The sequence below is a fragment of the Nocardioides sp. YIM B13467 genome, assembly GCF_042788075.1.
Taxonomy (GTDB): domain Bacteria; phylum Actinomycetota; class Actinomycetes; order Propionibacteriales; family Nocardioidaceae; genus Nocardioides.
The window spans coordinates 2,434,160-2,455,940 of sequence record NZ_JBHZPJ010000046.1 but is presented as its reverse complement, the minus strand read 5'-3'; the positions used below and the strand labels follow the sequence as shown (position 1 = coordinate 2,455,940).

Annotated in this window: 22 protein-coding genes and 1 tRNA gene; 8 read left to right on the top strand and 15 right to left on the bottom strand. The window is 69.7% G+C overall.

Annotated features, from left to right (window positions below; translation table 11 throughout):
- Nucleotides 1-89: 89 nt before the first annotated feature.
- The 3 genes from ACFX43_RS18850 to ACFX43_RS18840 all read left to right on the top strand — a co-directional run bounded on the left by ACFX43_RS18850 (nt 90) and on the right by ACFX43_RS18840 (nt 1,833).
- The gene (locus ACFX43_RS18850; protein WP_160028907.1) at nt 90-269 is read left to right on the top strand and encodes a DUF5703 family protein; all 180 of its coding nucleotides are present in this window, start codon (nt 90-92) and stop codon (nt 267-269) included.
- A gap of 46 nt (nt 270-315) precedes the next feature.
- On the top strand, nt 316-873 hold the full coding sequence (locus tag ACFX43_RS18845) for a histidine phosphatase family protein (protein ID WP_378832118.1): 558 nt from the start codon (nt 316-318) through the stop codon (nt 871-873).
- Nucleotides 874-990: 117 nt separating this feature from the next.
- Nucleotides 991-1,833, top strand: a complete 843-nt coding sequence (locus ACFX43_RS18840; protein WP_378832115.1) for a phosphotransferase family protein — start codon at nt 991-993, stop codon at nt 1,831-1,833.
- A gap of 185 nt (nt 1,834-2,018) precedes the next feature.
- Here the strand turns inward: ACFX43_RS18840 and ACFX43_RS18835 are convergent, their stop codons facing one another.
- On the bottom strand, nt 2,019-3,311 hold the full coding sequence (locus ACFX43_RS18835; RefSeq protein WP_378832112.1) for a M20/M25/M40 family metallo-hydrolase: 1,293 nt from the start codon (nt 3,309-3,311) through the stop codon (nt 2,019-2,021).
- A 103-nt stretch (nt 3,312-3,414) separates the two neighbouring features.
- Here ACFX43_RS18835 and ACFX43_RS18830 point away from each other — a divergent pair, with 103 nt between their 5' ends.
- Entirely contained in the window at nt 3,415-4,182 is a 768-nt protein-coding gene (locus tag ACFX43_RS18830) for a glycerophosphodiester phosphodiesterase (protein ID WP_378832107.1), read from the top strand.
- 27 nt (nt 4,183-4,209) lie between these two features.
- On the opposite strand, the gene ACFX43_RS18825 is transcribed toward ACFX43_RS18830, so the two are convergent.
- Complete coding sequence (locus ACFX43_RS18825) at nt 4,210-4,494, bottom strand: hypothetical protein (RefSeq protein ID WP_378832102.1); 285 nt, start codon at nt 4,492-4,494, stop codon at nt 4,210-4,212.
- A 194-nt stretch (nt 4,495-4,688) separates the two neighbouring features.
- Between ACFX43_RS18825 and ACFX43_RS18820 the strand changes: the two genes are divergently transcribed.
- From ACFX43_RS18820 to ACFX43_RS18805, 4 genes are all read left to right on the top strand, one after another.
- A tRNA-Leu gene (locus ACFX43_RS18820) sits at nt 4,689-4,774 on the top strand.
- Between the two features lie 97 nt (nt 4,775-4,871).
- The gene (locus ACFX43_RS18815; RefSeq protein ID WP_378832097.1) at nt 4,872-5,804 is read left to right on the top strand and encodes an arginase family protein; all 933 of its coding nucleotides are present in this window, start codon (nt 4,872-4,874) and stop codon (nt 5,802-5,804) included.
- A gap of 103 nt (nt 5,805-5,907) precedes the next feature.
- The gene (locus tag ACFX43_RS18810; RefSeq protein ID WP_378832093.1) at nt 5,908-7,599 is read left to right on the top strand and encodes an ABC transporter ATP-binding protein; all 1,692 of its coding nucleotides are present in this window, start codon (nt 5,908-5,910) and stop codon (nt 7,597-7,599) included.
- Nucleotides 7,596-9,338 (top strand): ABC transporter ATP-binding protein, encoded by a 1,743-nt coding sequence (locus ACFX43_RS18805; RefSeq protein WP_378832082.1) that lies wholly within the window; start codon nt 7,596-7,598, stop codon nt 9,336-9,338. Before ACFX43_RS18810 ends, ACFX43_RS18805 begins: the two co-directional genes overlap by 4 nt.
- On the opposite strand, the gene ACFX43_RS18800 is transcribed toward ACFX43_RS18805, so the two are convergent.
- The 13 genes from ACFX43_RS18800 to ACFX43_RS18740 form a co-directional block, all read right to left on the bottom strand.
- A complete protein-coding gene (locus ACFX43_RS18800; RefSeq protein ID WP_378832071.1) occupies nt 9,335-10,417 on the bottom strand; it encodes a sulfite oxidase in 1,083 nt (360 codons plus the stop codon). The genes ACFX43_RS18805 and ACFX43_RS18800 overlap by 4 nt on opposite strands.
- 30 nt (nt 10,418-10,447) lie before the next feature.
- The gene (locus ACFX43_RS18795; RefSeq protein WP_378832066.1) at nt 10,448-11,308 is read right to left on the bottom strand and encodes an enoyl-CoA hydratase/isomerase family protein; all 861 of its coding nucleotides are present in this window, start codon (nt 11,306-11,308) and stop codon (nt 10,448-10,450) included.
- Nucleotides 11,305-12,666: a Dyp-type peroxidase gene (locus ACFX43_RS18790; RefSeq protein WP_378832062.1), complete on the bottom strand. Its 1,362-nt coding sequence runs from the start codon at nt 12,664-12,666 to the stop codon at nt 11,305-11,307. The genes ACFX43_RS18795 and ACFX43_RS18790 overlap by 4 nt, the downstream gene beginning before the upstream one ends.
- A 1-nt stretch (nt 12,667) precedes the next feature.
- On the bottom strand, nt 12,668-13,816 hold the full coding sequence (locus ACFX43_RS18785) for a DUF4331 family protein (protein WP_378832048.1): 1,149 nt from the start codon (nt 13,814-13,816) through the stop codon (nt 12,668-12,670).
- A gap of 26 nt (nt 13,817-13,842) precedes the next feature.
- Entirely contained in the window at nt 13,843-14,391 is a 549-nt protein-coding gene (locus tag ACFX43_RS18780) for a hypothetical protein (protein ID WP_378832041.1), read from the bottom strand.
- Between the two features lie 112 nt (nt 14,392-14,503).
- Nucleotides 14,504-17,143 (bottom strand): LuxR C-terminal-related transcriptional regulator, encoded by a 2,640-nt coding sequence (locus ACFX43_RS18775; protein ID WP_378832032.1) that lies wholly within the window; start codon nt 17,141-17,143, stop codon nt 14,504-14,506.
- A gap of 146 nt (nt 17,144-17,289) precedes the next feature.
- Entirely contained in the window at nt 17,290-17,781 is a 492-nt protein-coding gene (locus ACFX43_RS18770) for a hypothetical protein (RefSeq protein ID WP_378832005.1), read from the bottom strand.
- Nucleotides 17,778-18,002 carry a hypothetical protein gene (locus tag ACFX43_RS18765; protein WP_378832001.1) on the bottom strand — a complete coding sequence of 75 codons (225 nt, stop codon included), beginning with the start codon at nt 18,000-18,002 and terminating at the stop codon, nt 17,778-17,780. Before ACFX43_RS18765 ends, ACFX43_RS18770 begins: the two co-directional genes overlap by 4 nt.
- On the bottom strand, nt 17,999-18,280 hold the full coding sequence (locus tag ACFX43_RS18760; protein ID WP_378831997.1) for a hypothetical protein: 282 nt from the start codon (nt 18,278-18,280) through the stop codon (nt 17,999-18,001). Before ACFX43_RS18760 ends, ACFX43_RS18765 begins: the two co-directional genes overlap by 4 nt.
- Before the next feature lie 142 nt (nt 18,281-18,422).
- Nucleotides 18,423-19,190 (bottom strand): hypothetical protein, encoded by a 768-nt coding sequence (locus ACFX43_RS18755; protein WP_378831994.1) that lies wholly within the window; start codon nt 19,188-19,190, stop codon nt 18,423-18,425.
- 101 nt (nt 19,191-19,291) lie between these two features.
- A complete protein-coding gene (locus tag ACFX43_RS18750; RefSeq protein ID WP_378831989.1) occupies nt 19,292-19,669 on the bottom strand; it encodes an SHOCT domain-containing protein in 378 nt (125 codons plus the stop codon).
- A gap of 135 nt (nt 19,670-19,804) precedes the next feature.
- Complete coding sequence (locus ACFX43_RS18745) at nt 19,805-20,896, bottom strand: MSMEG_0565 family glycosyltransferase (protein WP_378831981.1); 1,092 nt, start codon at nt 20,894-20,896, stop codon at nt 19,805-19,807.
- A complete protein-coding gene (locus ACFX43_RS18740; RefSeq protein WP_378831974.1) occupies nt 20,893-21,747 on the bottom strand; it encodes a carbon-nitrogen hydrolase family protein in 855 nt (284 codons plus the stop codon). The genes ACFX43_RS18745 and ACFX43_RS18740 overlap by 4 nt, the downstream gene beginning before the upstream one ends.
- Nucleotides 21,748-21,781 lie beyond the last annotated feature (34 nt).

Genomic DNA, 21,781 nt, shown 5'->3' with positions numbered 1-21,781 from the left:
TCTTCAGGCACACTGGTTCTCCTGAGTAGTCCATCAGAAGGAGTGCTGCCTTGGCTCGAGCCGAACGCCGTCCGCCCCGCCCGGGAGTGATGTGGGAGTACGACAAGGTGATCTTCTCGCGTGAGTTCTCCCGCAACATCGTCACCAAGCTCCTCGTCGAGCGCGCCGAGCACGGCGGCTGGGAGCTCGACCGCGTCCGGATCACCGCCGACGGCACCCGCCGGGTGACGCTTCGGCGCAAGATCATCCGGCAGCGGCTGACGGTCTGAGCGCGTCTCCGCGCTCCTCGCGCGTCCAGATAATAGGGTCCTGCGGGTGATCCATCTCGTACGCCACGGCGAAGCCGCCGGCGGGGACACTGTCGACCCCGGCCTCTCCGACTTCGGCCGACGCCAGGTCCAGGCGCTCGCCAACCGTCTCGCGTTCCGTCCTGTTCGCCAGGTCCTGCACGGCCCGAGCCGGCGTACGTCCGAGACGGCCAGCGTCCTCACCGAGAACCTCGGCGCCGGCGCTGCCGCCTCCGACCTCCTCGCCGACCGCACCCCGGTGCCGTCGCCCGCGCGTAGCGGCGACTACCCGACCCACCGCTGGGAGTGGTTCCACGACGTCCCGGAGGCCGAGCGCGATCTCGACGGTGCCGAGCTCACCGCCGCGTGGCACAAGCTCTGGTTCGAGCACCACGACGAGGAGGTCGTGCTGGTCACCCATGCGTTCGTGGTCGCCTGGTTCGTACGCGAGGTGCTCAACGCCCCGCCGGCGACCTGGATGCGCATCGGTCCGATCGGCAACGCGAGCCTGACCAGCATCGGACCCAACCTCGCCGGTGAGCCCGTCGTCGAGACGTTCAACGCCGAGGTCATCCTCCCGATCTGACCTATCCGGGCTCATCTGGGCCGATCTGGATAACCGGCGCCCACAAGGCGCCAACAACATGGACATGTCGCCGCGACACGGCCGTCATGTCCTGCCCAGCGCTGGCAGGATCCGCCCGTGATCTCGGCACTCGACACCCTGACCCCCGCCCAGCGCGACCTCCTCGACCAGTGGCTCCCCGGAGCCGAGGTGGTCGCCGACCGCAGCGCACTGCACCGCGCCGGCACCACCGCCCTCGTACTCTCCACCGGCGACGACCGCTTCCTGGTGAAGACCACGGCCGAAGGCGTACGCCACATCGACCGCGAGCTCGCGGCCCACCGCAGCTGGCTGGGCCCCTGGACCGACGCCGGCCGCGCGCCGAGCCTCGTCGAGGCCGACCTCGACGCCCGCATCATCGTGATGACCCACCTCGACGGCGAGCCGGCGAGCACCTCGGCCGCCATCCACGACCCCGAGATCTACCGCCAGGCTGGCGAGCTGCTGGCGACGTTCCACGGCCAGGCCAGCGTCGAGGACGAGGACTACGAGCCGGAGCTCGACGAGCGCGCCCTCGCCTCGCTCGACGGCGCGGGTCTCGAGGCCGACCTCACCGAGCGTCTTCGCACCGAGATCACCTCGTGGCCGACGCCGACGACGGTCCTCGTCTCCACCCACGGCGACTGGCAGCCGACCAGCTGGGTCGTCGACGAGGGCACCCTGCGCGTGATCGACTCCGGCCGCTTCGGCTTCCGCCCCGCCCTCTACGACCTCTCCCGGCTCTCCGCGCAGGACTTCCCCCGCAACGACACCTTCGAGAAGGCCTTCCTCGAGGGCTACGGCTCCGACCCCCGCGAGCCCGACGCCTGGCACCGCCTCCAGGTCCGCGACGCCATCTCCGTCGCGGCCTGGGCCCACCGCACCGGCCACGCCGAGGTAGCCGCCCTGAGCACCGAGACCCTCACCGGCCTAGTCCCCTGAACCGACGCCGAGTCGGCTCGTCCTGACCGAAATCCCCGCCGAGTCGGCTCGTCATAACGCGCCGACTCGACGTTGTTTCTCGTCAGTACGAGACGACTCGGGGCAGATTCTCGTCAGTACGAGCCGACTCGGGGCAGTTTCTCGTCAGTTCGAGCCGACTCGACGTGATCGGGTGCTCGCGACGGTCACACCTGGTCGAGGAAGCGGTCCATGACCCGCGCGCCGAACTGGAGCGCGTCGACGGGCACCCGCTCGTCCACGCCATGGAAGAGCGCGGTGAAGTCGAGCTCCTCGGGCAGCCGCAGCGGCGCGAAGCCGTACGTCCTCATCCCGAGCCGCTTGAAGTGCTTGGCGTCCGTGCCTGCGGACATGAGATAGGGGGCGACCAGGGCGTCGGGGTCCTCGGCGATCAGCGAGCGCTCCATGGCGGCGACGAGAGCGCCGTCGTAGGGGGTCTCCCAGGGCATCTGGTTCTGATCGAACTCGATGTCGATCCCCTCGCCGCACAGCTTGCGCAGCGTCTCGAAGAAGTCGTCCTCGAAGCCGGGCAGGAAGCGGCCGTCGACGTGAGCGGTGGCCTCGGTGGGGATGACGTTGACCTTGTAACCGGCGCTGGTCATGGTCGGGTTGGTGACGTTGCGCAGAGTGGCGCCGATCATCCGCGCTGCCGGGCCGAACTCCTCTACGAGCCGCTCGGCGTTCTCCGGGGTGGGCTCCTCCCCCGCGATCTCGCCGACCGCGGCCAGCAGCGTCTGCATCGTCGGGGTCAGCTGCACGGGCCACTCGTGGGCGCCGATGCGGGCGATCGCGCCGGAGAGCCTGGTGATCGGGTTGTCGCGGTTGATCATCGAGCCGTGCCCGGCGGTTCCGCGGGCGGTCAGCTTCATCCAGGCCATGCCCTTCTCGGCTGCCTCGATGAGATAGAGGCGGCGTCCCTTCACCGTCGTCGAGAAGCCACCGACCTCACCGACCGCCTCGGTGCAGTGGGCGAGCAGGTCGGGGTGGTCCTCGACGAGCACGTGGGCGCCCTTCATCCCGCCGGCCTCCTCATCGGCGGTGAAGGCGAGCGTGATCGGGCGCTCCGGAATCCGCCCGGTGCGCTGGCGCTCACGGACGACCGCGAGCAGCATCGCGTCGAAGTCCTTCATGTCGACGGCGCCCCGCCCCCACACGTACCCGTCTTGGATCTCGCCGGAGAACGGGTCGATCCGCCAGTCCTCGGCGGCAGCGGGCACGACGTCGAGGTGACCGTGCAGGAGCAACCCGTCACCGGAGGACCCACCCCACTGCGCCACGACCGAGGCCCGCCCGTGCTCCGACTCGTAGATCTCGGAGGAGATGCCGACCTCGTCGAGCTGCGCCGCGACGTACTCGGCCGCCTTCCGCTCCCCCGGGCCCGGGTCGTTTCCGTAGTTGCTGGTGTCGATGCGGATCAGGTCACGGCAGAGGTCGACGACCTCGGTCTCGGCGCTGGTCATACCGCCACCGTATCGACCGCATGCGACAAACCGCCCCCTGACGTCCACCTATGCGCAACCTGAGGATTTCAGTGCGGTTGGATGCGTGGGTTTCCATTGGCGCATGCAGAAGCGTGCCCTCCTCTCCGCTCACCGCGCCGCGGCGCGTCAGTCGGGGCACCGTGACAACTCCTGGGAGTCGCTTCTGGAGGCCGTGCGGATGGAGGTCGACTACGTCGAGTTCGACGTGCACCGCACCCGCGACGGCGAGTTCGTCCTCCACCACGACGGCCACATCCGCGACCGCATCGGCCGCAGGGTGAAGATCGAGGACAGGACGTACGCAGCGCTCTCGAGGCTCGCGCCGTTCCGCCTGGTGCGCTACCGGGAGGCGCTCGAGCTGCTCGCCTCCCACGGCAAGCACGCCCACATCGACCTCAAGTTCGCCTCGCCGTCGAACCACCTCGGCCTCCCACACGAGGTCGACGCCGCCGAGGTCGCCCTCGAGGTGATGAACGAGAGCTTCATCGTGACCACGATGGTCGACGAGTCCGTACGCGTCCTCCGCGACTGGGCCGACCTCCGCGCCCCCGAGACCCTCGTCGGCCTCTCCCTCGGTGGCGTCGACTTCCGCCACCACCCGCTCAAGCTCGTCCGCCTCAAGCTCTCGGAGTTCTTCCCCGAGGGCCGCATCCGCCGCTGCCGCTCCAACCTGGTCGTCGTCGAGCACCGCCTCGCCGACGTCTGGCTGCTGCGCTGGGCCCACCGCCGCAACATCAAGGTCCTCGTCTGGACCGTCGACAACCCCGGCCGCCTGCGCCGTTTCGTGCACGACAAGCGCGTCTGGATGGTCACCAGCAACCACCCCGCCCGCGCCCTTCTCCCGGCCTGATCCTCACCTGGCAGGTCGAGCGCAGGCTCAGCGCCGTCGGCGCGACTCCTCGTCGAGCCGACGCGCCGCCTCCACCTCGGCCGTGCTCGGACTCGGTCCACCCGCATCTCCCAGCGAGTCCAGACTCCCCGCCTGGGCTCGTTCCTCCTCGGCCTTCGTACGCCCGACCGCACCGACGCCGTCATAAGGCACCCCGTCACCGTCGAGATCCGTCGCACCGTCACCGCTTCCCTGGCGCACCGCAAGTACGACACCGGCCCCGAGCGCCACGACGATGGCGAGGAACCCGATCATCACGATCAGAGAGAGCATGAAACCCACCTCCACCAGTCTCGAGGGCTTGTTTCCCCCGCCTCCAGCGTGCCCCACGCATCCACGTGGGTCCACCTCATAGAGGTGGATCCCGCGCTCACCACGGGTTTCTCTCGTCCCCGGGCAGCACCCCGTGTGGAGGGCTACCCCGATTCGGTGCCGGAGCGCCGTCCTGATAATGTTCTTCCTGTTGCGCGCGGGTGGCGGAATAGGCAGACGCGCTAGCTTGAGGTGCTAGTCCACGTATTAGTGGGTGGGGGTTCAAGTCCCCCCTCGCGCACAGAGAGAAACCCCAGGGAGACCTGGGGTTTCTCACATTTCACGGGGCCGCACGATCGTCCAGCCGGCTCGCGACTTGGCTCTGACATGCTGAACACATGGAGAACGCCTCGCTCACCCCTGTCGGCACTCTCTTCGGGGTTCCCGCCCGCCCGGCGGACGCAACCAGCTCGGTCGCCGTCATGGGCGTTCCCTTCGACATGGGCTACCACCCGACCCGGGTCGGCGCGCGCTCGGGCCCGGCCCACGTACGCACCCACTCGGCCCTCGTCGCCGAGCATCTGGACGGCTTCGACGTCGACTTGCTGGGCGATCTCGGCGTCGTTGACACGGGCGACGCGAAGGTGCTGCCAGGCAACGTCGAGCAGAGCTTCGACGCGGTCGAGGCCGGGGTCGCGGCGATCCTCGCTGCCGGCGCGACCCCGCTGACCTTCGGCGGCGACGGCGCCGTGACCCTGCCACAGCTGCGCGCACTCAAGAAGACGCTCGGGCGCGAGTTCGCGGTGCTGCACTTCGACGCCCACACCGACGCCTACGAGGGCATCTACCCCTACGAGTACAACAACGCCAATACGTTCGTGCACGCCGTCCGCGAGGGGCTCATCGATCCGGCAGGGTCTCTGCACGTGGGGATGCGCGACACCGCGTACGACGGGCGGCCCGGCATCGTCGGCGTGGCGACCGGCCTCGGCTACGAGGTGATCACGATGGACCGGATCGTCGAAATGGGCATTCCCGCACTCGTCGCTCGCCTCCAGGAGCGGCTCGTCGGCGTGCCGATCTACCTCTGCTGGGACATGGACGTCTTCGATCCCTCGGTCTCGCCGGGCGTCGTCACGCCGTCCTGGGGCGGCATCACGGTGCGGGAGGGTCTGGCGATCCTGCGCGGCCTGCGCGGGCTCGAGTTCGCAGCCTTCGACATCAACACGGTCAGCCCGCCCCACGACCACCTGGGCATCACGGCGAGCCTCGCCGCGCAGGTGGCGATGGAGTGCCTCTTCCTCCGCCACGCCGCCGCGGCGAGACGCTGATGACCCGCGAGAGCCGCCCGAGGAGCCGGAGCCGAGGCTCCCGTCCAGACAGGCCCAAGTTAGGCTGACCTAACCCAACCGCTTCGGACTTCTGGAGGGCCCGGTGTCCACACCCCGTACGCCGGGTGCGCTGATGCGGCGGTCGTTGCGCCGTCAGCGGCGCGCCGTGCTCGCCTCGTCGGCCTTGATCACGCTGTGGCAGCTGTGCGAGGCGATGGTCACGGTGCTGATCGGCGTGATGATCGACCGGGCGGTGACGACCGGCGACCTGCGCGAGCTGGTGCTGTGGGCGGTGGTCCTGTGCCTGCACTTCCTGGTGCTGAGTCTGTCCTACCGCTTCGGCGCCCGGATCGGTAACCGTGCCGTCCACGTCGAGAGCCACCGGTTGCGCACCGAGGTCTCGGGGCACGTGCTCGACCCGCGCGGCGCGCGGACCGACCGGCTCTCCGGGGACCTGCTGGCGCTGGCCACCGGCGACGCGGACCTCGTCGGCGAGGTCATCCGCCAGGTGGCTCTGTCCACCGCCGGCACGATCGGGCTGGTGGTGAGCGGCGTGGTGCTCGCCGTCATCGACCCGTGGCTCGCCCTGATCGTCCTGGTCGGGGTCCCCCTCGTCCTCGGCGCCACCCACCTGGTCGCGCCGGGCCTGGCCCACCGCAGCGCGCGACGGCAGGAGGCGCTGGGACGTACGACTGGGATCGCCAGCGACCTGATCCGCGGGATCCGGCCGCTCAAGGGCATCGGCGGGGTGGAGGTGGCGCTCGAGCGCTATCGCCGCGAGAGTCGTACGGCCGCCCACACCAGCGTCGCCGCGGCCGGCTGGGCCGGCCTGCTGACCGGCATCACGTCCGCCGGGAGCGGTGTCTTCCTGGCGGTGATCGCGATCGTCGCCGGTCTGCGGACCCTCTCCGGCGACCTGAGCATCGGTGAGCTCGTGGCGGTCGTCGGGCTGGCACAGTTCGTGGCCGAGCCCATGCGAATGCTCAGCGCCCTGGTCGCCCGGGTAGCGCAGTCTCGCGCCTCGGCGGCGAGGATCGTGGGGTTCCTCTCGACGCCTGCGCTGGTCGTCGACGGCGAGCGGCGCGCGCACGGCCACGACCTGGAGCTCGACCACGTCGCTGCCGGACCGGTCGCCGAGCTGTCGCTCGCGGTGCCGCCGGGGCGGCTGGTGGCGGTCGTCGCCGACGATCCGGCGGTGCCGGCCACCCTCCTCTCCCTGCTCCACGGCGAGTCGCTGCCCGAGCGCGGGACCGTCCGGCTCGGCGGCGAGCCCCTCACCGACCTCGCGCTCTCCGACGTACGCGACCGGCTGCTCGTCACCGACCACCACGTCGACCTCTTCGAAGGCACCCTGCGGAACAACGTCGACCCGCTCGACCGTCTCGACGACGACCAGGTCACGGCCGTTCTGGCGGCCGCTTCGGCCACCGAGCTGGTGGCAGTCGCGGCCGACGGCCTGGCCACGCACGTGGCAGTAGACGGGCAGAGCCTCTCCGGTGGCCAACGCCAGCGGCTGGGTCTCGCTCGGGCTCTCGCCGCAGAGGCGCCGGTGCTCGTCCTGCACGACCCCACGACGGCGATCGACGCCGTGACCGAGCAGTACGTCGCAGAAGAGCTACGCCGCCGCCGGCACAGCCCTGGCTCCGACCGCGCCACCTTGCTGTTCACGAGCAGCCCGCTGCTCCTGGCCGCCGCGGACGAGGTGGTCTGGGTCCGAGCCGGCCGGGTGGAGGCCCGGGGCGCCCACGACGAGCTGGCCGCCCACACCGACTACTGCGCGGCGGTGCTGCGATGACCACCCGGGCCCCGACCATGACACAGCTCCCCGTCTCCACCCCTCGAGAGGCAGCCGGCCTTGCGCGGCGTCTGCTCACCCGCCGTCCGCTCCTCTTGGCGGCATGCCTGGCCGTCTTCGCCCTCGAGGGGCTGGCCGGCCTGGTGGCTCCTTGGATGCTCGGCCGCATGGTCGACCTGGTCCGCGCCGGCTCACCGGAGTCCGACATCATCACCGCCGGCGTCTGGATCCTCGGTGCCGCGCTCGTCGCCGGCGCGGCCGGGGCGGTCTCGATCCACCTGCTCGCCCGGGTGGCCGAGCCTGCGCTGGCGGAGCTCCGCGAGGAGGTTCTCGACCGGGCCCTGCACCTGGACACCCAGCGGCTCGAGGAGAGCGGCAGCGGCGACCTGGTGTCCCGAGTCGGCGACGACGTACGCCTCATCGGCGGCTCCATGGCCGACGTCGTCCCGCTCATGCTCAACTCGGTGATCGCGATCGTATTCACGACGGCCGGCCTCATGGCTCTCGACTGGCGCCTCGGGCTCGCCGGCCTGTTCGCCGCACCGTTCTACGTGATGGCGCTGCGCTGGTACCTCCCGCGCTCGGGTCCCTACTACCGCCGCGAGCGCGAGGCCAACGGCGTGCGCGCCGAGGCGTTCCTGACCGGCGTCCACGGCAACCGGACTCTGCGGGCGTACGGCATCGCCGAGCAGCATCAGGAGAAGGTCCGCGCCGCCTCATGGACCTCGGCGTCGATCTCGGTCGAGGTCTTCGCCATGCTGATGCGCTTCCTGGGCCGCAACAACCGCGCCGAGCTGATGGGCCTGCTGGCCATCCTCGGCACCGGCTTCTTCCTCGTCCGCGCGGATGCCGCCAGCGTCGGCGCCGTCACCGCCGCCGCCCTCTACTTCCACCGGCTGTTCAACCCGATCGGCGCGGTCATCGCTCTCTTCGACGACGTGCAGTCGGTCGGCGCCTCGCTCGTACGCCTCGCCGGGCTCGCCCTCCTCGAGCGGCCGGCCCCCGCGGCCGCCGGCGAGCCGGACGGCTCCGGCATCGTGGTCACCGGCCTGCATCACGAGTACGTGCCGGGCCGGCCGGCTCTCGACCGCGTCGACCTCACTCTTGCCGACGGGGAGCTGATCGCGGTGGTCGGCGCCTCTGGTGCGGGCAAGTCGACGCTCGGCGCAGCCGTGGCCGGCCAGCTGACCCCGAGCGCAGGCGACGTAGTGGTGGGCGGGCTCCCGGTCCGCGACGGCCGGAGTCGGGCCGCCCTGGTCACCCAGGAGGTACACACCTTCACCGGCAGCATCCGCGACAACCTCACTCTGGCCGCACCCGACGCGAACGATGCGGTGCTGGAGAAGGCGCTGCGCGAGGTCGAGGCCTGGGCCGAGTTCGCCGCGCTCCCGGACGGGCTCGAGACCCTCGTCGGTGACGGCGCCCACCAGCTGACCCCAGCGCTCGTGCAGAAGCTCGCCCTGGCGCGCGTCCTCCTCGCCGACCCGGTCGCCGTCGTCCTCGACGAGGCCACCGCCGAGGCCGGCTCGAGCGGCGCGCGCGACCTCGAGCGGGCCGCCCTGGCGGTCACCTCCGGGCGTACATCGCTGGTGATCGCCCACCGCCTCACCCAGGCCGAGTCCGCCGACCGGATCGTCGTCATGGAGCACGGCCGGATCGTCGAGACCGGCACCCACGCCGAGCTCGTCGCGGGCGATGGCCGCTACTCCCAGCTGTGGTCGGCCTGGCGCGGGCTCTAACGGCGGTCGACGTAGATGACTTCGATGGCGTTGTTGCCGTAGCCCAGGCGGTTCCACGGCGGTACGTCGGGCTGCACGTTCCCGGCAGCGTCGGTCGCTCTGGCTCGAAGGGTGTGCCGGCCGACGCCGATGCCGTCCCAGGTGAACCTCCAGTCCTGCCACCCGAAGTCGCCCGGGGCGGCAGGCTCCAGCTGAGCCGACCGCCAGTCGCCCTCTCCCGTGAGGCTGACCTCGACCTTAGTGACCGGACCGGTGCCTGACCAGGCCTTCCCGCGGACGGTGCAGACGTCACGGGTGAGGACCGAGCCAGGTCTGGGCTCGGTGATGCGGGCCCGGACGCGCATGAGGGTGACGGGCTCGTGGGGCTGGTCGGGCCACTCGTAGATGTAGTGACCGGTCTGGAACTCGCCGGTGTACGGCTCGGTGAGGACGTCGAGGCGTTCGAGCCACTTCACGGACGCGACGGCGTACCAGTGCGGGACGATCAGCCGGAACGGGGCGCCGTGGTCGCGCCCGAGGGGCTGGCCGTTCATCTCGTAGGCGATGAGGATCCCTGACTCCGGGTCGGTGGCCTGCGACAGTGGCAGCGCGCGGGTGAAGGTGAGGTCGTCCTGGTCGGTCTCCGGGAGGATCGCCTGCAGGTGGTACGGCCCGTGGTCGGCGCCGGTGGCGAGGAGCTCGACCCCGTCGGTCGCCGGCTCGACCTTCGCGAGGACGTCGTGGAGCAGGGCTCCGGTCCACCGTGCCGTGGAGACGGCGAAGTCTCCCCAGGGTTCCCCGGTCGGTAGCGGCCTCATCTCCAGGCGGCCGTTTCCGGCGCACTCGAGGGTGACCGTGCGGTCGTGCGCGGGCATCGCGCGCAGGTCGTCGAGCGTCAGGGTCGTGGGCTTGCCGACCGCGCCACCGATCTCCAGAGTGCCGTCGTGGTCGGGCACCGCGAAGTTGCTGCGTACGTAGTGGAGCTCGGTCGGGGTGAGGTCGGCGGCCAGGGCGGCCGGTGGTGCCTCGGCGTTGTACGGCGCGGGGTTGATCATCACCAGGGCGGCGCGGGCTGCCTCGAGTTCATCGGCAACGGTCATGTTGGTTCAGCCTCCTCGGGGCGGGTGTGGTCAGAAGTCGGAGTCGGCGAAGGTGGGTTCGCGGCCGTCGTTGAAGGCGCCGATGCCCTCGACGCGGTCGGGGTGGACCGCGGAGCGCCAGTGGGCGTCCATCATGATCGCGATGGCCTCCTCGATCGGCTGCCCCTCCCCCAGGTGCACGGCCCGCTTCACCGCCTGGACCGCCGTCGGCGAGTTGCTGGCGATCTTGTCCGCGATCCTCAGCGCCGCTGAGGCGAGGTCATCGGGTTCGTGCAGCTCGTTGACCATGCCCAGCCGGTATGCCTCCGCCGAAGGGACCGGGTCGCCGGTCATCAGCATCTGCAGCGCCTTGCCACGAGGCAGCAGGCGGGGCAGCAGCGCAGGCGAGCCGCCCCCAGCAGCCAGGCCGAGCATCGCCTCGGGCTGACCGAACGTCGCGGTGGTCGAGGCCACGATGAAATCGGTGCTCTGAGCCAGCTCGCAACCGCCGCCGTACGCGATGCCGTTGACGGCGGCGAAGATCGGCTTGCGCAGCTGGCGCACCGTGTACAGGGTGCGGTCGAAGGCCTGACGCTGGCGCAGCCAGTCCTCCTTGGTCATCGCCTTGCGCTGTCGCAGGTCGCTACCGACCGAGAACGCCCGCTCCCCGGCACCCGTCAGGATGACGACCCGTACGCCGGTTCGCACCGCGATGCCCTCGATGACCTCGGTCAGCAGAGCGCCCATCTCGGTCGTGATCGCATTGTCGGCATGGGGGCGGTTGAGCGTGACTCGGGCGACGCTGCCGTCGGACAGGTAGTCGAGGAGGACCGGCGGCTCGGTCTCCTCGACGTCGGCGGCCGGTGGGGCGAAGTCGAGTGCGGCCCAGCGGTCGGTGCTCGAGGTGCTCATCTGCTTCCTCTCTGGGTGGCGGGGTCGTCGGGTTCCAGGTCTGCGAGCCAGCGCAGCGCGCTCAGGCTCGGGGCGAAGCAGTACTCGCCGCCGCGCGTGACCACGAACGGCGGAAGCTCCTGGAGCCGGCGCCGGATCGGTCGCTGCGGGATCGTGAACGTGGCGGCCTCGCTGTGAGGGCCGACGAGAGGGTCCGCCTCGTGCGGGGCGCCGATGAAGATCCCGTCGTTGAGCCACTGCGTCTTCACGAACTCGAACTGTCGCTTCAGGTGCGCACCGGCGAATACGAACATGATGCCGCGCTCGGCCCCGTCGTCCTCGAGCACGTCGTCGGGCAGTGCCGGGCCGTAGCTGGTGCCGCGTCGGATCATCCGGTGCAGCCGCACGTCGACGCTGCCCTCCTGGTCCAAGGCGTCGCGAGGGTTCGCACGGCGCGCATGCGCACCGGCCGGGCACTTGAAGCCGCGCGGGTCGTCGCCGTAGGCGAAGTCGTTGTTGCGGACCGGGTCGCTCCCGAGCTCCGGGTCGTCGCGTTCAGGCGCGAGCGCAAGCGGGGCGCCGCTCGGCCAGCGGCCGACCATCTTCGCCCCGAGCAGGTCCTCCTCGGCGCGCGACTGCGCCTTCGCACGCAGATAGGACCGGTACGCCGCCACCTTGGTGTGCAGCTTGCGGAACACGACGTAGGTGCCGTTTCGTCCCAACACCTCAGGGGACGGCATCGGAGCGAGCTCGCCCGTCTCGTCGGGATAGCCGAGGATGATCTCTCCGGCTTTGAGCGGGGGCTCGCGCGAGTCGGTGGCAGGTCGGCCGCTTCCTTCGACAGCCGGTTGGCCGATGCCGTCCTTGAAGCCGAACGACGTCCGTCCCGTCGCGAGCTGGTAGCAGTCCTGGCGCCAGATGAGCTCGATCCCGGGCAGCTCGGCATGGGCTCGGCGGGCTTGGTCGGCGACAGCCCGGAGCCGGCCCTCGTCCGGGGCGAGCACAGAGATGGCGACGTGGACGTCGGTGCTGCCCAAGGGTTTCTCCCAGTGGTCGGGACCACTCTCACCGACGTCACCCAGGATCTCGGCCCGTGCCGCCATGCCCTCCCGAAACTCGGGGACGAAGCTGTCGAGGGACGCCTGCGGCACGCCGAGCGCCTTCAGCCCCTGGTAGGTGAAAGCGACCGTCAGCGACGTATCGCCCGTCTCGCTGGCCTCACCGGCGGCGGTGAGGAGCCGGTGCAGCCGCCGGACCAGCTCACGGCCGTCCCTGCGATCGTGGATGCTGAGCAGCAGGTAGACACCCACGTACGGCGACGGGCGCTCGAACAGCGCACCCGACTGGATGTCGTCGAGCTCGAGGGTCACGTCGTCCATGTCAGTGATGCTCCGGAGGTTCAGGTGGGTCCGGGTTCGCCGCGACCAGATACGGGAACGTGCTGGTGGCCGGGCGGCTGGCGGAGTCGACGCCGTCACGGATCGTGGGGCCGTGACCTGCGTTGACGAGCTGGGTGAAGAGCGCGTCCATCACGTCGTCGTTCAGGGCCCGGCCTCCGCAGGTCTGATGCGGCTCGCCACGTCGGGCGGCGAGCTCGATCTCGAGGAAGGACCCCTGCTCGGCGTACGGGAAGGTGGGGTCGACGACCAGATAGTCGGCGAGGACGAGGTCGGTGAGCGGGTGGCTCCCGTCCTCTCCGAGAGGCCAGTCCTGCTTGCCGTCGAGGCAGTCCCAGAACGCGAGGTTGGCATCCAGGCGTGCCCGGAATGCCCCGTAGTACGACTCGCCGAGGTGGAAGGCGTCCTCCATGTTGTAGAGGTCGCGGATCTCCAGGTCCCGGTTGACCTGGTCGAAGTCCTTCGGGGCCAGCATCATGTTCTTCACCTCGGGCCGGCCGACCCGTTCGATGCGGACGTTGAACTCGCCCCGGGTCAGGGTCTCGGCGACAACACCCACGAGCATCCCGCCTGGCAGGAGACCCGAGTCGATCTCGACCACGACGCTCAGCACGTTCTTGCCGTCCAGGAAGATCGACCCGTTCTCCGTGAACGCGAGCTTCCGCGTCGCGATCGTGGCCAGCGCGGCGCGGGCATCCATGATGAACGGGTCCCACCGCGCTCCGGCGAAGACACGTACTCCCCCGTTGGCACCTCCGGACTCGTCGTTGACGCGGAAGGCGACCATCTCGCCGCCCGGAGCCACGCAGCTGCCGTGCTGCTCGTGGTCCGGCCGACCGGTGGCCGGGTCCGTCACATGCTCCGGCGAGTCGAAGACGCAGTCGATGACCACTTCGTCGCCACCCGGGACGAACACCCCGCTGGCAGAGCCGGCGGCAGGAGCGCTGAGCGGCCGGAGCCGGAAGCGGTAGAGCAACCCCGCCGAGAACAGATCGGTGGGTTTCGCCATGGGCAGGGTGTTCATCACCAGAACGAGGCGACCCGGGGAGTCGGGGCTCGGGAACGCGTAGAAGTCGGTGATGTCCGCGATCGGATCGGCCAGGGCGCGCGGCCCAGAGATGTGATCGGACACTGCTGCTCCTCGCCCCGCTCGCGCGGCTAGTCGCCAGCCTCGTCGAGCAAGGGCTGCATCGCCGGGTGCTCGAGGACCTCGCCGGCTTGCGGGTGGTCGAGGACCTGCTGGAAGGCGCTGTTGACACGTTGCGCCTTGCGGATCTCCTTGACCGTGCCACCGTAGTTGCGGGCGTACGCAGCTGCGCTCTGCTCGGCTCCCAGGACGAACGAGCGCACGGCCGCGACGTCCGGCAGTCCGTCGTACCCCTCGACGTGTCTGAAGATCACGTCGAAGAGGGCCAGCGTCGGACCCGAGGTGAAGAAGTCCTCCATGTAGGCGTCCCACGGACCGTCGAAGCTGGTGATGAACGCCAGCCGGGTGTCGTCGTCGAACAGCACGAATCGCGCCTCGTGGATGGTCTGGATCGCCATCCCGTAGTCGCCCGGCCGGTAGCCGGGAGTGTCCTGGAGCGCCCGCAATGCATTGCGCAGGGACGCCGCCTCACCGGGCTTGACCCGGAAGAACAGGCTGAACTCGCTCGTCGGCCCGACGCTCAGCCCAGGCTTCGGGGCGTTCACGTCTGATGTGGTCACAGCTTCCTCCAGGTCTCCGGCCGGTGGGACTCCAGCCGTCTGACCGTAGGACCATGTCCGCGCCGATGACTTCACCCCCGGCGGATGAACCGACGCGGTTCGGGGCCACAGTTCACTGCGGTAGGAGCCCCAGTTCGCGCGCACGCCTGACAGCGGCGTTACGGCGGCTGACACCCAGCTTCCGAAGGATGTTGCGCACGTGGGTGCGAATCGTGTTGACGGAGATGTACATGACGCCTGCGATCTCCTCGGTGTTGAGGAGGTTCGCCAGGTGACCCAAGACCTCCAGCTCCTTCTCCGTAAGCTCTTCGAAAACGGGGGCGGGAGGGCGCTCCGGGGCGGAAGTCAGCGCACCCTTCTGGACGGACAACCTCCGTGAGGGCGCCGTCGAGATCTCGAAGAGCCATTCGTGCTCAGCGCTCAGCTGCTTGTCCCGCAGGAGCAGCTGTCGCACCACAGCGGGCGCCTCGTGGAACGGGCGTCGCACTCGTTCCTGCGAGGCCAGCGTGAGTGCCCGGTCGAGCGCCGCGCGTGCCCGCACCGACGCTCCGTCGCGGAGCCGGCGCGCGCACTCCACCAGCCATCCGGAGACCTGGATCGTCGCGGCAGCCCGCTTGGACAGGACCCTCGACATCGCGGTGTCGGCCGCGTCCTGATCCCCCAGCTGCAGCTGCGCAAGCCCGACCACAAGGGCCGCCTCCGGCTCGCCGTCGAGACTCTCGACCTCAGCCGCCGCCGCCGGCTCACCAGCGGCGACTCGGACGTGGGCGAGCTCGATGCGCAGCTGCTCACCAAGCCAGCCACGCTCGTCCACGAATCCGGCGGCTGCCTGCTCGAGCCTGCTGGCTGCGCCCAGCCGGTCACCGTGCGCCACCTGGAGGCGCGCCCTGATCAGGGCCAGGAAGGCATGTGGAATCGGATCACGCAGCGGCAGGTCCAGTCGCTCGACCGACTGAACGTGATCGGCTGCCGCGCGCAGGTCGTACCGCTCCATCTCCACCCAGCCAAGCGCAATCCGCGCGGCGGCCGACCGGTCTGCTGCGTTGACACCGACGCGCTCGGCCGCACCGATCGCTCGATCCCCGAGCTTCGTGGCCCTGGTGAGCTTGCCCCGGCAACAGGCGATGACGGCCTGGTAGCCCAGGCACTCCACCAGTACGGCCTCGGACCCGGCTCCCACGGCCGCTGCGACACCAGACTTGAACATCGCATCAGCCGTCGCCAGCCTCCCCTGGCGCAGGGCCGCGATGCCCTTGCTGAGAAGGACGAGAGCAAACAGCTCGGGGCGGGGGTTCCCCGTCGGCCCGAGGTCTGGCCCTTCCAATGCCTGTTCGGCCGCCGTCGCGAGGCACATCGCTTCACCCGGGTCCTCCGACGTCTGCGCTCCCACGGCTTCCAGCACCCGGACCGCGACGTTCGTGGCCCAGAGACGAGAACCTGATGACTCATCCGGCTCGGTCCGCACCTGGGCCAGTTCGTTCGTGAAACCGGTCGTGTCGCCGGCTCCCAACGCGAGGGTCGCTCTCACGACAGTGGATGCGGGGTCCTCCAGCTCGGACGGGATCGACCGCAACGATCGGGTCAAGGCGCTCGTGCTGTCTTCGAGTAACAGCTGGCCGACTGCCAGGTCGTCGACCACCTCTGCGGCCGCCTCTTCCCAGGCCTCGATCGCCACGAAGTGACCTACGGACGCAGTGACCTGGCCGTCGCGGGCGTACCACTCAGCCGCCGTTCGCTGCAGGCGTCTCATCTCATCAGGCGATTCGTAGGCGAGCACAGCGCGAAGGAGATCCCGGAAGAGCGGGTTGTAGCGGTAGCACCCGGGACGACCGGATACGGGCTCGATGAGCACGTTGTCCCGGGTCAGAAAGTTCAGCGTACGTTCGGCCGTGGGACCGGCGAGCGCCTCGGCCAGTCCCGGTTGGATCGCGTCGGGAACGCTCGTCGCCAGGAGCAGGGCTCGTACGTCTGGACTCTGGGCCGCCAGCACTTCGCCCACGAGGTACTCCGCGATGTTCCCGGTGTCGCCGACGATCTCCGCGACGGCGTGATCCGGGTCCTGTCGCAGCCTCAGTAGCTGTGCGCCGAACCGCAGCCCGGCCGCCCACCCCTTCGTCCGAAGGTTGAGCGCGTGCACGGAATCCGGCGTCAGGGTCAGTCCCGCCCGCAGGGTCAGCTCACCGGCTTCCTCATCGGTGAAGGCCAGGTCCGACATCCGCACCTCGACGACCGTGTCATCGAGCCGGTACCGGTACAACGGAAGCACCGGATCGGCCCGCGTCGCCATCACCAGCCGGAGACGGTGGCCGGTGTGGCGCAACAGGAAGTCCAGATCTTCCGCCACGTCCGCAGAGAGCAGGTCGTACCCGTCCACCACGACCGTCAGTCGTGCCGGGTGGTCGCAGACCGCCTCCGCAACCGCCCGGCGAACCTGGCGGTCGATCGGGCCGTCGTCCCTGCGGACCGTATCGGGTGAAACCGCTACGCCCAGGCTCTCGAGGCACCCGAAGAGACCGGGCCAGAACGCGACATCCGTCCCCTCGAAGGTGATCCACGCCGTGCGATCCTGCTCCCGGCCTGCCGCGACCCAATCCGCCACCAGAGCCGTCTTCCCGGTTCCAGCAGGCGCGCTGACCAGCACGAGCGGGCAGGCGTCACTGCGATCGAGCATCTGAAAGAGGCGGGGTCGCGGCACATATCCCGAGGGAACCGAAGGGATGCCGAGCCAGCCATCGCCGGGGTGAGGTCCCATCGCGTCGACGTGCCTCCTAGATCGAACCAGTGCGCAAGAGCAGCGCCCAACTGATAGAGCAGGGGGAACGTCAGTCCCGAGGAACTCATCACGTTAGTACGACGTCCTGATGCCGTACATAGCTCGTATGCGTCAGCTCGTGTGGGTCAGTGGAGAAGGACCTTCATCCAGGTCAGACCCAGGCCGAGAAGCCCACACGCCCCGGACGCGACCAAGGACCCAACCCACGAGCGGCCCGTCCGACGAAGCCAAAACAGCGGAATGAGGACCAGGAGCACGACGCCGGACCACATCGACCAGGCGATGGCACGTCCGTCTTCGACCCACCCGATCGCCCCGAGGAGCAGGATGAGCAGCGGGACGAAAACGCCCTCCACGATTCCGATCTCGTGACGCACGCCCGCGATGAGGACGCTGCGCCACGGCGCGACCTCCGACCCCGAGTCAGCCAATATCGTCGCGTAGACGTGCACCGTCCAGATCACCACGCTGGAGACCACGGCGAAGGCGAGGACTCGGCCGGCAGAGTCGTCGAAGTGTGAGGCTCCGGCGATGACGGCGATCACCGAGACGAGGCCGTAGACGGCGCCGGCGACCGCGCGGGGCCCGCGACCGAACCGCGGATCCTCGCTGTTCATCGAAGGCCGGCCACACGGATGCTCTCCACCGTCAGCCCCTCCGCATCCAGCATGCCCACGAGGTCGGCGACGCCGAGACCCGCGCCGGCCGTGGCTCGAAAGGTGGTGCACGGCTGCCGCTCAACGGCATCCGGTTGCAGCGCACAGCGGAGCACCGGACCCAGCTCGCCTTCGACGGTCAGCTCGAACACGACCTCTGCGTCGGGCCCAGCCTCACTCATGCGTCACCCCCGGTCGCCTCCTCGTCCGCCGTCCCGGTGATGAGCCGTCGGACCTCCACGACGTCGAGGCCGAAGGTCCGAAGTCTCGCGAGGAGCCCGTGGAGCTCGGCTTGGTCTCGACACCGGCAGATCAACACGGTTCTCATCTCGCGTGAGGAGGTTTCGACGTCGGCGAGCTGCAGCAGGACCTGCTGCGGGACCAGTCCGGCGACCCGTATCTCGAAGGCCTGAGCATCGGCGGCACCGGCGGTTCCCGGCTCCCGCGGGTTCTGATCCATGATCTCAACTCGACTTCTCGCGCTCGGTGCGTCCTCGGCTGCTGATCGCATCATCGTCGACCACAGCTGAAGCAAGCCTGGTGCGGAACCAGCGACTCGGCGTCGTCCGTGGTGGATGAAGACCACGGCCTCGCCATGCGGCTCACGCGGTCAGCTCGCTTGCGAAGTACTTGAGCGCTGTTGCGGTCTTGGTCTGCTGGTCACCCGAGATCTCCAGTCCGCGCCCGACCAGGAATGCCTTGAGCTCCGCGGCGACCTGGAAGGCGTTCACGGGTGCGCATCTGGAGGAGAGCTCGAGGATTCGCGTGCCATCCGGGTAGAACCACAGCTCGGCGACCAGCCGGCCGGCGTACTCCTCTGGTCTCAGCTTCTGCTTCAGGACGGTGATCGGGCCAAGGCGCACCAGATCATCGAGCTCGAAGTCCGGGGCGTTGGCCCGGAAGAAGCTCTGCTGCTGCTTCGTGTAGAGCTTGTGGATCGCGCGCGTGCCCGCGGCGACCTCCTTGACGTCGGTCCGGCCAAGGGTCGCCTTCATCGAGGCCGAGCAGACGAAGCCGCCTGGCATCGCATCGACCTCCACGGTGAGGCTCTTGGACTTTCGCGCCGTCGAGAGCTCTGCCGGGACAACCGGCCGCACCTTGATGACGGAGTCGTCGTTCCGTCCTTGGATCCGACGGGCGCGGACGACGACCCCGCGTTGGTTGAGTGCCAGGTCAGCAGTGTCGAAGAAGAACACCTGCCGGATCTGGGCATCCAGCGGATCCAGCTCCAGGGCGGTCACCGCCAGAGGCCGTTCAGCGTTCGGTACCGTCATCTTGAGCTCGACGCTGTCGGCCTGCTTGGTCAGCTCGAGCAGCTCACCGAGCTGCTCGGCGGAGAGCAGTCCCGGTGGCTGAGTGCTTGTGGACATGGTCGATCACGTTTCCACCCCGAGAAGGCCGGGGCATCACCCCGGCCGGACGACTGGGTCCAGGAACAGCGCGATGACGATCTCGCTGACGCGGGGGCCGGTCAGGGGGCCATGGCCTTCGCCTTGAGGGCGGCGAACTCGTCCTGGGTGATGGTCCCGGCATCGAGCAGCCGCTGGGCCTTGGCGATCTCCTCGGCGGGAGACGCGCCGGCGACCGAGCGAATGTAGTCGTCCTGTGCCGCCCGGACGTGTTCGACTGCCTCGTTCTGCCGCTCCGCCATCCCCTTACCCCGGACGATCAGGTAGATCACGGCGATGAGGAACGGCAAGAAGACGAGACCGATCATCCAGACGGCCTTCATACCACCGGAGACCGACTTGTCCCGGAAGAGGTCGGTGACGATATTGAACAGGATCATCAGGTACGCCACGAAGGCGAAGGACACGATGATGAACCAGATGATGTCCCAGAAGCTCATGTGAGAAGTTCTCCTTCATTCGGGATGAGGCAGAGAATGCTGGCCAGCACCCGAGGTCAGCTCAGCAGCATGGCCCCATGGTTGGCGCTCCGGCAGGAGTTCCCTTCACCCGCAACGGGTGATTGCCAGGACCGCTCAACCGCGGACGCGCCTATAGAAGGTCTGGTGAGCGCGGGCAGCGCGCACCCAGGTGTACCGGGCCGCGAGGGCACGCCCCGCGGTCGGATCAGGTGGAGTGTCCAGGATCTTGCCCAGCGCGAGGGAGATCTCTGCCGCCGTCGTGGCGTAGGCGACGGTCTCGCCGAAGACCTCGCGCAGGACGGGCAGGTCGCGGGCGACGACGGGTACGCCCGCAGCCAGGGCTTCCAGGGCAGCGAGCCCGAACCCTTCCTTGGTCGACACCATCGCGAGGGCGCCGGCCTCGGCGACCAGGGACGGGAGCTCGTCCTCCTCCAGCACTCCGGTGACGACGACGGGCACGTCCAGCTCGCGAGCCCGGGCGTCGAACTCCGCCCGGTAGTCGCGGTAGTCGAAGAGGGTCTCCCCACCGCCGAAGACCAACGTCAGGTCGGCCCGGTCGGGATCGGAGGCGCACAGCGCGGCGTACGCCTCGAGCAGGTCGAGCGATCCCTTGCGTGGCTCGATCCCACCGAGAGCGAGGACGTAGCGGCCGAGCCGCGCCCGCCAGGCCGCCCGCCCGGCAACGTCGGCGGCTCCGGCCGCGAACCGGGCAGCGTCGACGCCGTTGGGGATGACCGTGGGCGTGAACCCCCATCCGGCCGCGACCTCGTCCGCGACCGACTGCGAGACGCAGACCCGGGCGTACGGCTCGACGACGGCCTTCTCGTGGCAGGCGGCGAGCTGCGGGGTGGTGAAGTGGTCGAGGTGGTGGATGGTGCGGACGCAGGGCAGGGCGGCGTTGGCGCTGATGCAGTCCTGGGCGTGCACGATGTCGTAGCCGTCCCGCTGCTGCGCGAAGGCGGTACGCAGCACGTCGATGGAGCGTACGATCCGCTCCCCCACCGACTCCTCGTCGTCGGCCTCGAACGGCACCGCGTGGACCGTGACGGCGGGGTCGACCGGCCGGAAGAACGCGGTGTCGCCGTGGCGGCCCAGGGTCCAGACATGGACGTCCTCGCCGAGCGCAGCCAGCGCCTCGGCCAGCGCCAGCGTGTGCACGACCCCGCCGCGGGGCCGCGTGGAGTACGTCAGCAGCGCGATCCTCATCGCGAGGTCCCCGGGAACGTGTAGGCCGTCGGGGTCAGCTCCTTGAGGTGGTGGAGGACCCGCCGGGACCGGGCGATCTCCGCCTCGACGTCGATCTCCGCGACGGCGAGGCCGCCCTTGGAGGTCGTGCGGGCCAGGATCTCGCCGCCGGGGCCGACCACCTTGGCCTGTCCCAGGAACCGCAGCCCGCCCATGACCCCGGTCTGGTTGGACGAGACCCACACGACCTGGTTCTCGGCGGCCCGGGCCTGGTCGTAGAGGTCGAAGAGCCGTGACTGGCGGTCCTGCGGGAGCCGCGAGGCGCGGTCGGTCACCGATGCCGGCCACGCGGAAAGACAGGCGATCACCGAGGCGCCGTCGAGCGCGAGGGTGCGAGCCGCCTCCGGGAAGGTCTTGTCGTAGTCGATGAGCATCCCGAGCCGCCCGACCGGGGTGTCGAAGGCCGCGAACCCCTCCCCCGCCGCGTAGACCAGCGACTCGCCGGCGGGCTGATGCACCTTGCGGTGCCGCCCGAGCACGCCGTCCCCGCTGAGACAGACGGCGGAGTTGTAGAGCCGCGCCTGACCCTCGACGACGACCTCCTCGGCGTAGCCGAGGCAGATCACCATCTCACCGGCCATCGCGATCATCCGGCCGATCTCGAAGGAGTCCTCGTGCAGGGCCGGCGGCAACGCGTGCGGGTCGGGGTGACGCAGGTCGGAGAGGTAGCCACCGAGGGTCGCGTCGGGCAGCACCAGAAGGCGTACGTCGTTGCGCCGGGCGTCCTCGACGATCCCCTCGAGCTTGGCGACCGCGCGCGGCAGATCGCGTCCGAAGTGGGCCGCGACCGCCCCGATGCGTACCTTCGACATGCTCCTCAACCTATCCGTCCTCGATGCTGGGTGG